This window comes from Noviherbaspirillum sp. (genome assembly GCF_035944575.1).
Taxonomy (GTDB): domain Bacteria; phylum Pseudomonadota; class Gammaproteobacteria; order Burkholderiales; family Burkholderiaceae_D; genus Noviherbaspirillum.
Genome location: NZ_DASZBA010000177.1, coordinates 1 through 14,797, shown reverse-complemented (window position 1 = coordinate 14,797; position 14,797 = coordinate 1). Strand labels below are relative to the sequence as shown.

Below are 14,797 nucleotides of genomic sequence, written 5' to 3'. Positions count from 1 at the left end.
AATTAAAGGACCGCTATCTGCTGCAGGAACGGATCGGCGAGCTGCGGGCGCGTACCTTCCTGCTTTGGGGGCAGGGCGATCGCATCTTCGATGTATCCGCCGTCGATGCTGTCCGCGCCCGCCTGCAGCAGGTGAACGTATTGCCGGACGTCGGCCACCTGCCGATGATGGAAGCGCCCAAGGAAGCTTCCCGCCTCTACGCGGCGTTCCTTTCGCCGTAGCGCAGCATGCCGGCGAAGGATAAAGGGGTGATGTGGCTGGCGATATACTGGCAGCCACATCACCCTATCCGGCGATACGCCGCCTGGTCATTCCTGGAGGAATGCGCATGACAAGCTTGCTGATCGTTGGGGCCACGGGACTGGTCGGTCACTCCGTGCTGGAATTGGCGAAGTCCGATCCGCGCGTCCGCAGCATCGTCGCGCCGACGCGGCGCGCATTGCCCCGGCATGCAAAGCTGCAGAATCCCGTCGTCGACTTCGACAAGCTGCCGCATGATGCGCCATGGTGGCGGGTCGATGCGGCGATATGCACACTCGGCACCACCATGCGCGACGCCGGTTCCAGGGACGCATTCCGCAAGGTCGATTTCAACTACCCGGTAGCGGTCGCGAACCATGTGCGCCGGCACGGTGCGACGGCGTTCGCCCTCAATTCCGCCATGGGGGCCAATGCGGAATCAAGAATTTTTTATAACCGCGTGAAAGGCGAAGTGGAACAGGCCCTGACCGCGCTCAACTTTCCTTCCCTCACTATTGTGCGGCCCGGCCTGATCGGCGGAAAGCGTTCCACCGTCAGGCCAGCGGAACTGATCGGCATGAAGACTCTGTTGGCGATCGGCCTGCTGTTGCCGAGGCGTTATCGGGTCGTGCCGGCGGAACGTATTGCCAAAAGCCTCATCGATTCCGCGTGCAAGGCCATACCCGGGATCAACATCATCGAGTCCGAAAATATCTAGCGCCCATTTGCGCAGGTGGAACGATACATCGTGTTACAGCTGAAACAGGAACCATCGCGCAAAGCATTTTGTCTTTTGAATAACGTATGGCCGGCTGCAGCGTTGCTGTGCAGATAGCCGGCATGCATTCATTCATTTGACAAGAGGAGTGTTTATGATCAAGCCACGTAAAATTTTGCTCGCTTCCGCGGTAATGGTTTTTGCCCAGCTCGCACATGCGCAGTCGTCCACGTCGACAGACGCAGCAACCACGTCAGGCGCATCGAGCAGTGGCATGTCATCGTCCGGTGCGGTAAGCCCTTCGGTTCCCGGCACCACGAGTTCATCCGGTATGGCGACTACTCCGTCCGCCGGCACATCTGCTGCAACCGACACGACCACATCGGGAAGCAGCGCAGGCAGCACCAGCGCCAGCCCATCCACGACCATGAGCGGGGCAGGCAGCCTGCCGAGCGCTAGCGGTACGACAGGCGCGACCGGCACGAGCGGTACCACCGGCACGACAGCGACCACCGGCACCACGGGCACGACCGCAACCACTAGCCCCGCATCGACTTCCACCGATCCTTACGTCCAGCGACGCGAGGCAAAGCGGCAGGCCAAGGAGGAATACAAGGCGGACAAGAAAGCTGCCAAGCAGGAATATAAAGCTGATAAAAAAGCCGCCAAGCAGGAATACAAAGACGAGAATAAAGCTGCAAATGCTGCTTTGAAAGATGCGCGCCGGGAAGAAGCCGGTACATCCGGACGTTAATCACCATCCCTGAGACCTTGATGAAAGGGTGGCTTTCAACCAGCACCCTGACGAAAAAGCCGCCTGTCACCGCAGGCGGCTTTTTTGTTTCGGATCCATCCCCATTTCCGAACCATCTTTATTTCCATCGCGCCAGGTTGATGCGTAACTTCCTTGCGATGCAGTTGTCCATATAATGCGTCCGGCAACGAGTGGCCGGACCGGCTGCCGCCAGCAAATCAACGCATCAATAGCGTTGAATGCGCGCCTCATAACACATCCAGATATCGTGACTCGGACACCTGCATGAATTCCGAACATACTATTCCCCTCAAACATTTCGAACTTCTGTTCAACAGCTCACCCGGCTCCTTCCTGATATTGCTCCCCAATGAGGACTTCACGATCGTCGGCGTGACCGATGATTATTTGCATGACACGCTGACCCGTCGTGCCGACCTCCTTGGCAAACCTGTTTTCGAAGCCTTTCCCGATAATCCCTGCACCCCCGAAGCGAATTCAACCCGCAACCTGGACGCGTCGCTCAGGCGTGTTGTCGGAACCAAGGCAAGGGACGTGATGGCCATACAGCGCTATGACGTACCGAACAGGTCGGGAACGGGATTTGAGCTGCGCTATTGGAGTCCGGTCAACATGCCGGTGATATCGCCGGACGGTGAGCTGCTTTACATCGTCCATCGGGTGGAAAACGTGACGGACTACGTGCGGCTCGTCGAGGAAAGGAAAACGCAGCAGAAGCAGACCGCGGAACTGAATGCGCGAAACCGGCAGATGGAGGCCGAAATCCTCCAGAACACCCGCGTGCTGGAGCAAAAAAACAGGGAACTGCGGCAGGCCAACGAAGCCTTGAGCCAGCTTGCGCGAGAAGCACGCGACGAGGCCCAGAACAAGGACGAGTTTCTCGCCATGCTTGCCCATGAGCTGCGCAATCCCCTGGCCGGAATATCGGCCGCGCTGGAATTGCTGGGGATCTTCGGCGACGACGCCACGAGAGCAGCGGAGCTGCGCGACGTATGCTATCGCCAGCTCGGCAATCTGACCCGCATGGTGGACGACCTGCTGGATGTGTCGCGGGTGAGCCGGGGTACGGTCCAATTGTGCAAGGAGCCGCTCGACCTGCGCGATGTGCTCGAAAGCGCCCTGCACACGATACGTCGTCAATTCGACGACGGCAGCCTCTCCGTCAACACCCGGATCGCCTCGGGCGCTTACCGCCTGCACGGCGATGCGACACGGCTGGAGCAGGTGATCACCAATTTGCTTGCGAATGCAGCGAAGTACACGCAAAGCGGCGGGCAGGTCGATGTGATCCTGGAAAACGAAACGAAGGGCGATCAATCCTGGGCGGTGCTGGCGGTGAAGGATACCGGCCGCGGCATACCCCCGGAAAAGCTTGATGCGATATTCGGCATGTTTGTGCAGGTGGATACGGAAATCGACCGTGCCCGCGGCGGACTCGGTATCGGACTCACCCTGGTGCAGAAGCTGGTCGAAATGCATCACGGCGCGGTGACCGCGCACAGCGACGGACTTGGCACCGGAAGCACGTTCACGATACGCCTGCCGCTCGACGCCGCCGTGTCGATGCCGGCTCCCTCCATCCGGGGCGGCACCATTCCTCCCGTTCATCGTCCGGATGCGCGGATCCTGCTCATCGAAGACAACGTCGATGCGCGCGAAACGCTCAGGCATCTTTTACAAGCGTATGGCTACGCCGTGGACGTAGCCGCGACCGGTGAAGAAGGACTGCAGCGACTGCTGGCGCAACCGCCGGATGTCGCCATCGTCGATATCGGTTTGCCGGGGCTCGACGGTTTCGAGGTTGCGAGGCGTACCCGCGCAGCTCCCGGCATCGGCAGGCTGAAGCTCGTCGCCCTGAGCGGTTACAGCGGCCCGGAGACCGAGAAAAAAGCCAAGAGTGCCGGCTTCGACCTGCATCTCGTCAAACCGGTGCAGCCGGCTGAACTTCCCAAGATACTGGCGATAAAACCGCTGGAAAAATGACGGGCTCTGCCCGAGATGCAGGTGCCGCACCTCGGGCAGATGATGATGAAGGTCTCAAAGCCCGACCGCGATCAGGCCGACGGCGCCGCCAGGACCGGCGCGCCGGAGGAGGTTGCCGCTTCCGGCATCGCTGCGCCGGACGGCACCGCCAGCGCAGCCATGGCTTGCGCAATCGATGTCATCGAGCCGCTGCCGAGACCGGCATCCTGCATGATCGCGTCGATGACCGGTTTGGCGATCTGGTAATTCAGGGCCGAATTCACCACCTGCTCGGGCAGGGTGCCGCCAGCGTGCACACCCGAAGTGATATTGCTCCCGCCGTTTCCGGCTGGCATGCCGTTGACCTGGAACAGCTTGATGGAATCAATCTTTTCCATCGGTTTGACCGCCTTCTCCAGGATCTCCGGCAGCATGCGAATCATTTCGAGTCGTATATTCAGCAGGACCTGTTCCGCTGACAACCGGTTCAGGGCTTCGTTGATCGCCGCCTTGCCCGCGGCTTCCGCCAACGCGGCATCCTTGCGAGCCTCGGCTTCCATGCGGATCGCCTCCGCTTTATCCTGCGCCGCATCCTTCTCCGCCGCCGCCGACACCTTGATGCCGATAGCCTGCTGCTGCGCTTCCTTATCAGCGTCGATCAGCTGGATCTGCTTCTCCCGCTCTGCCACCGCGATTTCGCGTGCGGTCTTTACCAGCTCCTCCGCCTTGACCGACTCCGCCAGCGCGAGGTTCGCTGCCGCATCGGCTTCGGATTGCTCGCGCGACTTGGTGGCGATGGCGATCTGCGTATCCTGATTGGCGATCTCGATCTGCTTGCGCTGCTCGGCGGTCTTCACCTGGGTCTGGCGATCCGCTTCGATTTGCTTCGACTGCAGCACGAGATTCTTTTCGATGTCCGCTTCCTTCACCGAACGCTCGGCAACGATCCGCTTTTCATTCACCGCACGTTCCGCCTCGATACGCGCTTCATCGGCTTCCCTGTTGCGCTCCGCTTCGGTTTTCGCGATCAGTGCTGTTTGTTCGGCCTTGGTGTTGGCGATCTCGCGCTGTTGCGACAAGGTGGCGAATTCCTCGTCCTTCTGAATTTCCAGTTTTCTGCGTGTTGCTTCCAGATTTTTCGAGCGGACTTGCACCTCGGTATCCTGCTCGATATCGTTTCGCTGCTTGCGGCGGGCCTGTGTTTCTTCGGTCAGCCGCGTGAGACCCTCGGCATCGAATGCGTTGTCCGGATTGAAGAAACGCTTGTCGGTTTGATCGAGACTGGTCAGTGACACCGATTCGAGCTCAAGGCCGTTTTTCTCCAGGTCTTCGGCCACCGCATTCTGTACCGCCTGCACGAAGTCGCGCCGCTTGTCCTGCAGCTCCTGCATCGTCATGGTTGCCGCAGTGGCGCGCAGCGAGTCGACGAATTTATCCTCGACCAATTGCTTCAGCGCCGCCGGGTCCAAGGTCCGCTGGCCAAGTGTCTGCGCGGCGGTGCTGACGGCATCGGCCGATTGCTTTACCCGGACGAAGAAGCCGGCGATCACATCGACGCGCATCCGGTCCTTGGTAATGAGGCTGTCCTCTTCGGAACGCTGTACTTCCAGCTTCAGCGTGTTCATGTTGACGAGGATGATTTCATGGAATACCGGAAGCACCACCGCGCCGCCGTCCATGATGACTTTCTGGCCGCCCAGTCCAGTCCGCACATACGCGGTTTCTTTCGTGGCGCGCTTGTACAGGCGCGCGAAGATCAGGCCGATGGTGATCAATGCCACAAGGGCAATGCCGCTCAGTACGCCGATTTCAATCAGTTTTTCCATGTGTTGTTATCTCCCAGTTCGTACGTGAAGTGTTGTTATGTGTTCGATGACGAAAGTTTGGCTACATCAGCGCCGGATGCGGATTACGGATACCTCGATAGAACGCCCCGGCCTTTTTAACGATAAGAACCTCGGTGCCCTGGATGAACTCGTCGTCAGGAAGGTCCGGCTCCACCATCAGGTAATGTGCATTGCCGTGCTGGTCCCGAATGCGTACCTCGGCCGCCATGCCTTGCCGCGCAGTGCCGGTGATGACCACACCGGCGCGCCCGATCAGGCTTGATGCCTGCACCGCCGTGGTTTCATCCTTGGGGATGATGCGCGCGAGAAGGCCGCCGAACGCACGCACTGTGCTGATGCCGATGAACAAGGCCGGTACGGCTGCGAGCCAGGCGGGCAGGTAGGTGTTCATCGCGCCATGTGCGAATAGTTGAACCACATAGCCGCCGAGCGAGAAGCCGAACAGGAACAGGATCAGAAGGACCAGCAGCGGCACCTTGCCCACGTGCAGCCAGCCCAATGCGCCGTCGATGCCATCCGGCGAATGCGCCACGAAGTTATCGAGGAACTGCGAAGGGCTGATGGCGGTGAAAATGCCTATCCCTTCGATGACGGCCAGGCCGATCATCACGCACGCGGCAACGCTGAAGGGAAGCGTTTCGGAGGCGGCGAACAGCATCATGTCTTGCTCGCCGTGTCGGCTTTTAGCTGGGCAAGACGCTCCTCGATGCGCTTGTTCTGCACCAGATCATCCAGTTCCTTGAGCTTTGATGCCTGTTCGACCGACAGCTTATGCATGCCGGTGGAGATGCCGGTATGGCGTTCAAAAATCTTGCCGAACGCGGCGCTGGCATCATCGACTTTATGCAGCGACGAATTGGTCGCCACCGTTGCGCCGGTCGCGCTGGCGGCACGCGCGCGGCTGGCACGAAAACTCGATAGCTGCTCCTGCATTTCACGCTTCTTGCTCATCAGCGCATCGACATAACCGGACAGTTCCTTTTCCTGCTTGCCGAGATCCTGCAATGTTCCTTCCACGACCGGCATCTGCGATTCGGTATCGAGCTGTTTGGCCACCGCCGCGCGTGCCAGATCTTCGCGCCTGAGGTTGATGGCTTCTTCCGCGCTGGTGGTGAGCTCGAGATGGCGGCGATTAAGCTCTGCATGATGGCGCTGCGCGAGATGGCGGTTCGCCGCCACGACGCCCAATTCCTGGCGTACTTCATCGATTACCGTCTCCACCTTCCTTATCGCCTGTTCCATCATCGCTTCCGGCGCCTGGTCTTCCACCTTGTCCAGCAACGCATGCACGCTTCCGACAACAATCTGCGATACCCGGTTACGTAACGAATCAGCCATTGTTTTCTCCTGTCTGGGTTAGATTGATCAACTTCGCCAAATCAACCGTGCGCTGGCTATGCCGCCGCACGACTTCCGTATCGATCGCAGCCGCCGACGGCGTCACCGCCTGTCGCAGCAGCGCTTCCGTCATTGCGAACGCACGCCGCACCAGTTGCTCCTCGATCTGCGCTGCCTCCGCTTTCGTTGCCGCCTTTGATGAAAGCAACGCGGCCGCCATGACGGTGATCTGCTCGATCAGCAGCGTCAGCACCTCCGAATGCGCCTGCTCATCACGCTCGATCGCATACAGGCTTTCGCGCAACGATTGCGTCAGCCGCTGAAACCAGGAAAGGGCGGTAACGAAATCCGACGTACCTTCATGCTGAGCCCGCAACTCCTTCAAGGCTTCGCGCAACTTGTCGCTATTGGTCTTCGCTCCTTCGTACTGCAAGGCAATGAACCATTGGTACAGTTCATCTTCAATGCGCCCCGACAGCGGCACCATGGATCCGGAAATGTTTGTCATTGTGAGTCCAAGCAATTGTATTCATTTGAATACAATTGTATTCACAGCTATCATCAAGTCAAGGATTAAGTTGCATACGAGAACAATTGGGAAAGGTTGCCTACATTCGGCATAGTTGGCAAGAACATAATTGTGCAAGCCCGTATCCGTTCCGATACACGTACTGCACCGGTAATTTCAAAACAAAAGAGAACGCCCATGACATTCGCTGCCGCTGCATTACTCATCATCGACATGCAGAAATGCATGGCGTCGCCGCATCACGTCAGAAACAATCCTGCGGCCGAAGACAATATCGCCGCATTGCTCGCGGCATGGCGACTGAAGGGGAGGCCGGTAATTCACATAAGGCATGTCTCAAGAGACACCGCCTCAGGTTTTCGGCCCGGTCAGTCAGGCGCGGAATTTCAATCACGGTTCGAACCCGCGCCAAGTGAACATGTCGTGGAAAAGAATGTGCCGGATGCCTTTGCACAAAGCGGCCTTGAACGCTGGCTGAGAGTGCGCGCCATCGACGCTTTGGTCATCTGCGGCGTGGCGACCAACAACTCGGTCGAGTCGACCGTCCGCTCGGCAGGCAATCTCGGCTTTACAACCGTCATTGCCGCCGATGCGGCCTTTGCATTCGAAAAAGCTGATTTCGACGGAAGGCTACGTTCCGCCCAGGAGGTGCATGCGATGTCGCTGGCGAACTTGCATGGTGAATACGGCGCCGTGCTCGATACAGCGGCGATCCTGTCCGCCGGCGATCCGCGTTGATGACGACAACAGTGGCATTGACCGGACCTTACCCGCCGGCTTTCCTGTTACCGAGCTGCTTCTCGAACGCCACATCCAGCTTGCTGACCCGGGCCGGCTTCTGCGGACCGGTCCGATTGGCAAACTGGACGAACTCGTCGAGCGTCAGGTCGTCACTGATTTTCTCAGGGGAACCACCCGGCACCGCACGCAACATATAAAAGAAGCCGCTGGCAGTGATGCCGAGCGAGTACCGGTGGTGCGGATCGCGTGTATTCAAACGGGCGACAGCGGCGCTGGCTTTGGTCGATCTCATCGTGGTCTCTGACGGTAAACGTAAAGCTAAAAGGGCTCTTGGGAAGAGCTGACAAGGTTCATCATAGTGCAGCCGGTCGCGTTCCGCGAGCGGCTGACCAGGAGGCTTTGCCCCTGGAAATGCCGCGATCCCGATGGCCGTGTGATTTTTGACCAGGCTTGCGTCCGATCAGTGCCTGCACTGAATCTCTTTTCCATGCCCGTGTCGAACTTCACACCATCCGTAACGAGGAGGAGCCATGTTTCAGCTGAATGCGTCCCCGACATGCATTGCATCCCTTCTTCCGACGCGATGGAAAGCGCGCTGCGCATTGCTCATCCTTGCGGCTGTTCCGGCGCTTTGCGCGGCACGCGAGCCGAGCGTGAAGGAGTGCGTCGAAGGCAGCGACTTCATCAAGAACGCGGCACTGGCGCGCGATAGCGGTGTGACGGAAGACAGCTTTCTTGCCAGGATCCATGAGGACATCGCGGTCATCCAGGCGCTGCCGCCAAAACTGCGCTGGTTCGTCCAGGATGAAGAGGATGCCGAGCTGCTGATTTCCGCTGCGACCGATGTCTTCCGCAAACCAAAGGACGCGAACGTACACCAACGGGATTTCCTCACTGCCTGCCTGCCGAAGGCAAGTTCGAAACCGCATTACCGGTTGTAGACTGCATCGCCGCTGCCAATGCCGGTTTGCGTCCTTGCCGCGCCTTTACCGTATACTCGCGTGCTCGCCCAAGCTGCCGATAAACGGAGAACCGACATGTCCACCGAAGACCGCATCATCGACATCGAGATCAAGGTTGCACGCCAGGAAGACATGGTCGATGCCCTGAACCAGATGGTTTATCGACAGCAAAAGAAAATCGACGAACTCGAAGCGCTGTGCAGTGCATTGGCGATGCATGTCAAGGACATGCGGCAGGCGGACGCCGAGCGCAATCCGGTCAACGAAAAGCCGCCGCATTACTGAAATGATCGCAGGCTCCCTTTCGGATGTTTGCATCCGCAAAGCGATCGCAGTGCCGCCGAACCAATTCCTGCAAACAACATGAATCAACAAGACAAGCAAGCCGATCTACTGCGCGCGAAACTCAATCAGGAAACGTCGCAGATCGCATGGAAGGAGTTGCAGCGCTATTACGCGGCCGGCATGGTGATTGCCGTCAGCGACGATCTCGATCTCGTGGACGTCGCCGCTTCCGTCGCCAATGACGACACCGCAGCGGTGTCGAAATGGATGTCGGAAGCCCGCGTGTCCAAGGTATCGGATGTACAGGCCACGGCATGGCAAAATGCCGACGCGACCCTGTGGGCCGTGGTGGTCAAGCCCTGGATATTGGTGCAGATGCGCGCGTCCTGACCGCGTACCAGCAGACCTTGGACGCGTTTAATCCCTCAGTCGGTTATGAATGGCCGTCGCGGCGATCGCCGCGTGTCCCATTGCGACTGTTATCTGGTTCAGGCCCTTGACGATGTCACCCGCGGCATACAGATTTTCCACCGTGGTCTGCTGATGATTGTTGACGACCAGTTCGCCGTTCGGCGTGCATTCCACGCCGAGATCGCGCACGATGCCTGAATTCACCCGGGTGCCGAGCGCCGCATACACCACATCGAATTCCTGCGGCGCCGCACCTTGCAGCAATACCGTCATCTTCCCGTTATCGAACGATACGCCTGTGACCGGATTGCTGACGGCGCGGACCCGGCCCACATCCAGTTGAGCATGTTCGTCTGCCGACAACGTGATCGGATCCGTTATTGAGAACAGGGTGACGTCGGTGGCGTAATGCCGTATGAACAGCGCCTCGCCCAGGCCCCCGCTACCCTTGCCGATCACCGCGACTTTCTTTCCGATCGATTCGAAACCGTCGCAGATCGGGCAATAGCGCAAGGCTCCCTCGGCAATGGCCTTCTCGATATCGGGAAAGTCCGGCGGGACATCGACCACGCCGGTGGCGACCAGCACGGTGCGGGAACGGTATTGCCGGTCACCGGCCGACGTGATGAAACATTCATCGCCGGTCTTCTCAATGCGCTCCACCTTGCCGGAGACCGACGTTACACCATAGTGATCGGCCTGTTCACGCAGGCGCTGCAGGATATCGCCGCCGTGTATGCCATGGATGAAACCTGGATAGTTGTGCGAGGTGGGAATCCATAGCAGGCGGCTGGCGCCGGAATCGATGATGGTGAATCGTCGGCGAAAGCGCGCGAGATACGTCGCCGCAGTCAATCCGGCGGCGCCGGCGCCGACGATCACGCAATCCAGCAGTTGTTCGTCATTCAGTGACACAAATGTTCTCCCGGCGCTTAGCGCCTGTAACGTTCATTCGATAGCGTCGGCGCCTTGTCGTCATCGCCGGATTCATTGTCTATTTCCCCGATGATTTCCACATAGTCGGGATCGGCGGCCGTGTTGATGTCGAGCGTGGGATCGGCACGTTCGTCCAGGCCCGGTCCCTTCACCACGTCGTCTCCGGTATCGGTGATGACACTGGGGGCGCGGTCGCGTGCACGCGGGCCGTTTCCCACGTGAGGATCGCATTGCGCGGATGTCCGTGGATCGAGGCCGTCTGCATTTGTCGGCATGTTGGCTCCTTGCAGTGATGTATCCGAGGTTGGAGCAAACCGGCTTCGATATAGTTTCGATAAGCCGACATATTTCAATTATATGGATGCACAGCAAGTTCTTGCTCCGCCGTAAAATAGACGTGCGTGTTTTAGCGCTGCTTCGTCGCGCAGCGCATGACATGCGTATCTAAAAAACATGCTGATCAATTTTTCATGAGCGCCAAAGTCCGCCGCATCGCCCACCTTGACATGGATGCTTTTTACGCATCGGTGGAACTGCTGCGCTATCCCGATCTGCATGGGCTTCCGGTCGTGATCGGCGGGCGTTCGGAGCATCAACCGGCAATTCAGCCGGATGGCAGCCGTTCGTATTCGATATTGCGCAACTACACCGGGCGCGGCGTCATTACCACCTCGACCTACGAGGCGCGGGCCCTCGGCGTGTTCTCCGGCATGGGCCTGATGAAGGCGGCACAACTCGCACCGGACGCGATTCTTCTGCCAACCGACTTCGACAGTTACCGCCGCTATTCCCGCCTGTTCAAAAGCGCCGTCGCCACCATTGCACCGCACATCGAAGACCGGGGCATCGATGAAATCTATATCGACCTCAGCGACCATGACGACGACACGCGGGCGCTGGTGCTGCGCATCAAGGAGGCAGTACGCGATGCCACCGGCCTGCGCTGCTCGGTCGGGATTGCGCCGAACAAACTGCTGGCGAAGATTTGCTCCGATCTCGAGAAACCGGACGGCCTGACCATGCTCAGCCATGCCGACATACCGCGCCTGATCTGGCCGCTGCCGGTTCGGAAGATCAACGGCATCGGTCCGAAGGCGGCGGACAAGCTCGCCACGCTCGGCATCCATGTCATCAAGGATCTGGCAGAGGCGGACCCGGCGCTGCTGCAGGCAAACTTCGGCCGCAGTTATGCGGAGTGGCTGCACAGTGCGTCGCATGGCCTCGACGATCGTCCGGTGGTCACCAACCCGGAGCCGAAGTCGATCAGCCGCGAAACCACCTTCGAGCGCGATCTCCACGCACGCCGCGACCGCGATACGCTGTCCACCATTTTCACCGACCTGTGCACCCGTGTCGCGGGAGATCTGCAGCGCAAGGGCTACCTGTGCCAGACGATCGGCATCAAGCTGCGCTATGACGATTTCCGCACCGTGACGCGCGACCTCACCGTCCCGACCGCCACCGCCGATGCGAAGCTGATCCGCAAGGCGGCTGGCGAATGCCTGCGGCGTGTGCCGCTGGACCGCAAGCTGCGACTGCTCGGCGTGCGCGCAAGCGCCCTGTCGAAACCGGGCGACGCGTCGGGCGAACCGCCATTGTCGCAAGGCGAACTCATCTTCACCGCGTGAATTGTTTTGAACGGCGTTGCTCAATCCGCAAGGATTTGTCAATCGACGCCGATGCGACATGATGCGTAATCGCGACTGACGCTGGGTCGGCCCGCGTGTAGAATGGCCCCTCTCTTCAGCTTGCCATTTCTTCCTGCCATGTGGTTCAAGAATCTCCAGATCTACCGTCTCACCGCACCATGGACCATGACGTCCGAACAACTCGAAGCCAGCCTCGCATCGCAAACCTTTTCCGCGGGCACGAGCGTCGAGATGCAAACCCAGGGTTGGACCTCGCCGCGTGAAAACGGCATGCTCGTGCATGCGGTGAATCGCCAGTTGCTCCTTGAACTGGCTACGGAAAAGAAGCTGCTGCCGGCCACGGTCGTCAACCAGGTCAGCAAGGCGCGCGCCGCCGAGCTGGAGGAACAGCAGGGCTTCAAGCCGGGCAAGAAGCAGATGAAGGAAATCAAGGAGCAGGTGACCGATGAGCTGTTGCCGCGCGCATTCAGCATCCGGCGCAGCACGCGCGTCTGGATCGATCCGGTCAACGGCTGGCTGGTCGTCGATGCCGCCAGCCCGGCGAAGGCCGATGAAGTATTCAAGCTGTTGCTCAAGTCGCTGGAGCAGTTGCCGTTCGCCTCGTTGCGCACCGAGCGCTCGCCGCTGTCGGCGATGACCGACTGGCTGGCCGCTGACGAAGCGCCTGGCGGCTTCACCGTCGACCAGGATACCGAACTGCGCGCCACCGGCGAAGGCAAGGCGACGGTGCGCTATGTACGCCATACGCTGGAAGCGGAAGACGTCCGCCGCCATATCGCCGGCGGCAAGCAATGTACGCGGCTGGCGATGACCTGGAGCGACCGCGTTTCCTTCGTCCTGACCGAATCGCTGGCGATCAAGCGCGTCGCGCCGCTCGATGTGCTGAAGGAAAACACCGATTCCATGGCGCGCGATGACAACGAGCGCTTCGATAACGACTTCATGCTGATGACCGGTGAGCTGGCGAAGATGATCGCTGATCTGGTGCAGGCATTGGGCGGCGAGGAACAGCAGAAGAAAGCGGCCTGAAAGACGAAGGGCGAAGGAAGCGCAAACGAAAAGACGAACCGCATGGTTCGTCTTTTTTATTTTGGCGGTGCATGAAGCGGGCGGACTAGCCGGCCTGAAAAGACAAATGCCCGCTTGCGCGGGCATTTGATGATCTGGCGGAGTGGACGGGACTCGAACCCGCGACCCCCGGCGTGACAGGCCGGTATTCTAACCGACTGAACTACCACTCCTGAAGCTTGCTGCATCTGTCCGACCGAATTGCGGGAAGGACAGCCGACGTTTGTCACCACGTCTGAAGGGCACGAAGTCTACAGCATCTTCGGCGAGTTGGCTAGGGGGAAGTTGATTCCGGCCGGCAATGCGATGCACGATCGTGGTGCGAACCAGTTTTATTAGCAAGACTCCAATGCTTACCTTTCAATCAGGCATCGGGCAAGGCAGATATGCAAAACACTCCATGGAATCATGTCGCGGCGCGTGCCGCATTCGGACAAATGGACCGGATGCGCCGATGGCGCGGGGCTTTGTTCGACGCTGCCGGGTTTGCTCCGGTGGAATCGGCACATCGCATCGTGCATGAAGAACCGGGCCTGCGACTGCGTCGCTACGGCGATGAACATACCGGCGGTCCGGCAATGCTCATCGTGCCGGCGCCGATCAAGCGCCCCTACATCTGGGATCTGCAGCCGTCCGCCAGCGTGATCCGGCAATGCCTGGGGCAGGGCATGCGCGTCTACCTCGCTGAATGGGCTGCCATCGGCGAAGACGAACAGGGATTCGGCCTTTCCGATTATGGCAACCGCCTGCTGCGTACGTGTGCCGACCGGATCGAAGCGGACTGCGGCGAATCCGCCTGCGTCGTTGCCGGCCATTCGCTCGGCGGCATCCTGGCCACCGCATTTTGCTGTTTGCATCCACAGCGGGCGAGGGCGCTGATCCTGCTGGAAGCGCCGCTGCATTTCGACGCCGCTACGGATCGGATGACGTCGGCCGTCCACGCCGCGCCGGATGCGCGTGCGATCGCCGCCGCTTTCGGCACGGTGCCGGGTTCTTTCCTGAACGCCGCCAGCGTATCGGCGGCACCGGACGAATTCCGCTGGGAGCCTTACCGGGATTTTTCGATGTCCATCGCGAACCGCGACGCATTCGCCACGCATATGCGCGTGCTGCGCTGGACCCATGATGAATTTGCACTGCCCGGACAACTGTTCGCCGACGTTGTCGAATTGCTGTATCGCGGCGACAGGCTGATGCGCGGCACCCTGGACATAAACGGCCAATGCATCGGACCGCAAAACCTGCCTGCCCCGCTATTGAGCGTCTACGATCCGCGCAGCTCGGTCGTGCCGCCGCAATCGGTCGTTTCGTTTCACGATGCCGCCGCGGGCAACCC

The 14,797-nt window shown here is 59.7% G+C and carries 18 protein-coding genes and 1 tRNA gene; 10 read left to right on the top strand and 9 right to left on the bottom strand.

Features of this window, described 5'->3' with window-relative positions:
• A partial coding sequence (locus VGU61_RS13105) for an alpha/beta fold hydrolase (protein WP_414691633.1) occupies positions 1-221 on the top strand: 221 nt, incomplete at its 5' end.
• 107 nt (positions 222-328) lie between these two features.
• The gene (locus tag VGU61_RS13100) at positions 329-958 is read left to right on the top strand and encodes an NAD-dependent dehydratase (RefSeq protein ID WP_326859579.1); all 630 of its coding nucleotides are present in this window, start codon (positions 329-331) and stop codon (positions 956-958) included.
• 132 nt (positions 959-1,090) lie between these two features.
• Here VGU61_RS13100 and VGU61_RS13095 read toward each other — a convergent pair whose 3' ends face one another.
• Positions 1,091-1,519: a hypothetical protein gene (locus VGU61_RS13095; RefSeq protein WP_326859578.1), complete on the bottom strand. Its 429-nt coding sequence runs from the start codon at positions 1,517-1,519 to the stop codon at positions 1,091-1,093.
• Positions 1,520-1,997: 478 nt separating this feature from the next.
• Between VGU61_RS13095 and VGU61_RS13090 the strand changes: the two genes are divergently transcribed.
• Entirely contained in the window at positions 1,998-3,716 is a 1,719-nt protein-coding gene (locus VGU61_RS13090) for an ATP-binding protein (RefSeq protein ID WP_326859577.1), read from the top strand.
• Between the two features lie 71 nt (positions 3,717-3,787).
• On the opposite strand, the gene VGU61_RS13085 is transcribed toward VGU61_RS13090, so the two are convergent.
• The 4 genes from VGU61_RS13085 to VGU61_RS13070 all read right to left on the bottom strand — a co-directional run bounded on the left by VGU61_RS13085 (position 3,788) and on the right by VGU61_RS13070 (position 7,388).
• The gene (locus VGU61_RS13085; protein ID WP_326859576.1) at positions 3,788-5,521 is read right to left on the bottom strand and encodes a flotillin family protein; all 1,734 of its coding nucleotides are present in this window, start codon (positions 5,519-5,521) and stop codon (positions 3,788-3,790) included.
• Between the two features lie 61 nt (positions 5,522-5,582).
• Positions 5,583-6,203, bottom strand: a complete 621-nt coding sequence (locus VGU61_RS13080; RefSeq protein ID WP_326859575.1) for a YqiJ family protein — start codon at positions 6,201-6,203, stop codon at positions 5,583-5,585.
• Positions 6,200-6,880 carry a PspA/IM30 family protein gene (locus tag VGU61_RS13075; RefSeq protein WP_326859574.1) on the bottom strand — a complete coding sequence of 227 codons (681 nt, stop codon included), beginning with the start codon at positions 6,878-6,880 and terminating at the stop codon, positions 6,200-6,202. Before VGU61_RS13075 ends, VGU61_RS13080 begins: the two co-directional genes overlap by 4 nt.
• Complete coding sequence (locus VGU61_RS13070) at positions 6,873-7,388, bottom strand: hypothetical protein (protein ID WP_326859573.1); 516 nt, start codon at positions 7,386-7,388, stop codon at positions 6,873-6,875. The genes VGU61_RS13075 and VGU61_RS13070 overlap by 8 nt, the downstream gene beginning before the upstream one ends.
• Positions 7,389-7,586: 198 nt before the next feature.
• Here VGU61_RS13070 and VGU61_RS13065 point away from each other — a divergent pair, with 198 nt between their 5' ends.
• On the top strand, positions 7,587-8,147 hold the full coding sequence (locus tag VGU61_RS13065; protein ID WP_326859572.1) for a cysteine hydrolase family protein: 561 nt from the start codon (positions 7,587-7,589) through the stop codon (positions 8,145-8,147).
• Positions 8,148-8,175: 28 nt separating this feature from the next.
• On the opposite strand, the gene VGU61_RS13060 is transcribed toward VGU61_RS13065, so the two are convergent.
• Positions 8,176-8,442: a hypothetical protein gene (locus VGU61_RS13060; RefSeq protein WP_326859571.1), complete on the bottom strand. Its 267-nt coding sequence runs from the start codon at positions 8,440-8,442 to the stop codon at positions 8,176-8,178.
• 238 nt (positions 8,443-8,680) lie between these two features.
• Between VGU61_RS13060 and VGU61_RS13055 the strand changes: the two genes are divergently transcribed.
• The 3 genes from VGU61_RS13055 to VGU61_RS13045 all read left to right on the top strand — a co-directional run bounded on the left by VGU61_RS13055 (position 8,681) and on the right by VGU61_RS13045 (position 9,787).
• Positions 8,681-9,091, top strand: coding sequence for a hypothetical protein (locus VGU61_RS13055; protein WP_326859570.1), 411 nt, complete (start codon positions 8,681-8,683; stop codon positions 9,089-9,091).
• Between the two features lie 96 nt (positions 9,092-9,187).
• On the top strand, positions 9,188-9,397 hold the full coding sequence (locus VGU61_RS13050; protein WP_326859569.1) for a SlyX family protein: 210 nt from the start codon (positions 9,188-9,190) through the stop codon (positions 9,395-9,397).
• Positions 9,398-9,475: 78 nt separating this feature from the next.
• A complete protein-coding gene (locus tag VGU61_RS13045; RefSeq protein WP_326859568.1) occupies positions 9,476-9,787 on the top strand; it encodes a DUF2288 domain-containing protein in 312 nt (103 codons plus the stop codon).
• Between the two features lie 27 nt (positions 9,788-9,814).
• Here the strand turns inward: VGU61_RS13045 and VGU61_RS13040 are convergent, their stop codons facing one another.
• Both VGU61_RS13040 and VGU61_RS13035 read right to left on the bottom strand, forming a co-directional pair.
• Entirely contained in the window at positions 9,815-10,723 is a 909-nt protein-coding gene (locus VGU61_RS13040) for an NAD(P)/FAD-dependent oxidoreductase (protein WP_326859567.1), read from the bottom strand.
• Positions 10,724-10,740: 17 nt separating this feature from the next.
• A complete protein-coding gene (locus VGU61_RS13035) occupies positions 10,741-11,019 on the bottom strand; it encodes a hypothetical protein (protein WP_326859566.1) in 279 nt (92 codons plus the stop codon).
• 195 nt (positions 11,020-11,214) lie between these two features.
• Here VGU61_RS13035 and dinB point away from each other — a divergent pair, with 195 nt between their 5' ends.
• Both dinB and VGU61_RS13025 read left to right on the top strand, forming a co-directional pair.
• Complete coding sequence (gene dinB, locus VGU61_RS13030; RefSeq protein WP_326859565.1) at positions 11,215-12,372, top strand: DNA polymerase IV; 1,158 nt, start codon at positions 11,215-11,217, stop codon at positions 12,370-12,372.
• Between the two features lie 138 nt (positions 12,373-12,510).
• Entirely contained in the window at positions 12,511-13,422 is a 912-nt protein-coding gene (locus VGU61_RS13025) for a recombination-associated protein RdgC (protein WP_326859564.1), read from the top strand.
• 135 nt (positions 13,423-13,557) lie between these two features.
• On the opposite strand, the gene VGU61_RS13020 is transcribed toward VGU61_RS13025, so the two are convergent.
• Positions 13,558-13,634, bottom strand: a tRNA-Asp gene (locus VGU61_RS13020).
• Between the two features lie 213 nt (positions 13,635-13,847).
• On the opposite strand from VGU61_RS13020, the gene VGU61_RS13015 reads away from it, so the two are divergent.
• On the top strand, positions 13,848-14,797 hold a 950-nt coding region (locus VGU61_RS13015), incomplete at its 3' end, for an alpha/beta fold hydrolase (RefSeq protein WP_326859563.1).

Bases quoted from the DNA above. Each gene is read 5' to 3' on its own strand.
- VGU61_RS13070 (WP_326859573.1), bottom strand. From the start codon at position 7,388: ATGACAAACATTTCCGGATCCATGGTGCCGCTGTCGGGGCGCATTGAA.
- VGU61_RS13035 (WP_326859566.1), bottom strand. From the start codon at position 11,019: ATGCCGACAAATGCAGACGGCCTCGATCCACGGACATCCGCGCAATGC.
- VGU61_RS13055 (WP_326859570.1), top strand. From the start codon at position 8,681: ATGTTTCAGCTGAATGCGTCCCCGACATGCATTGCATCCCTTCTTCCG.
- VGU61_RS13060 (WP_326859571.1), bottom strand. From the start codon at position 8,442: ATGAGATCGACCAAAGCCAGCGCCGCTGTCGCCCGTTTGAATACACGC.
- VGU61_RS13085 (WP_326859576.1), bottom strand. From the start codon at position 5,521: ATGGAAAAACTGATTGAAATCGGCGTACTGAGCGGCATTGCCCTTGTG.
- VGU61_RS13045 (WP_326859568.1), top strand. From the start codon at position 9,476: ATGAATCAACAAGACAAGCAAGCCGATCTACTGCGCGCGAAACTCAAT.
- VGU61_RS13100 (WP_326859579.1), top strand. From the start codon at position 329: ATGACAAGCTTGCTGATCGTTGGGGCCACGGGACTGGTCGGTCACTCC.
- VGU61_RS13090 (WP_326859577.1), top strand. From the start codon at position 1,998: ATGAATTCCGAACATACTATTCCCCTCAAACATTTCGAACTTCTGTTC.
- dinB (WP_326859565.1), top strand. From the start codon at position 11,215: ATGAGCGCCAAAGTCCGCCGCATCGCCCACCTTGACATGGATGCTTTT.
- VGU61_RS13025 (WP_326859564.1), top strand. From the start codon at position 12,511: ATGTGGTTCAAGAATCTCCAGATCTACCGTCTCACCGCACCATGGACC.
- VGU61_RS13080 (WP_326859575.1), bottom strand. From the start codon at position 6,203: ATGATGCTGTTCGCCGCCTCCGAAACGCTTCCCTTCAGCGTTGCCGCG.
- VGU61_RS13065 (WP_326859572.1), top strand. From the start codon at position 7,587: ATGACATTCGCTGCCGCTGCATTACTCATCATCGACATGCAGAAATGC.
- VGU61_RS13050 (WP_326859569.1), top strand. From the start codon at position 9,188: ATGTCCACCGAAGACCGCATCATCGACATCGAGATCAAGGTTGCACGC.
- VGU61_RS13075 (WP_326859574.1), bottom strand. From the start codon at position 6,880: ATGGCTGATTCGTTACGTAACCGGGTATCGCAGATTGTTGTCGGAAGC.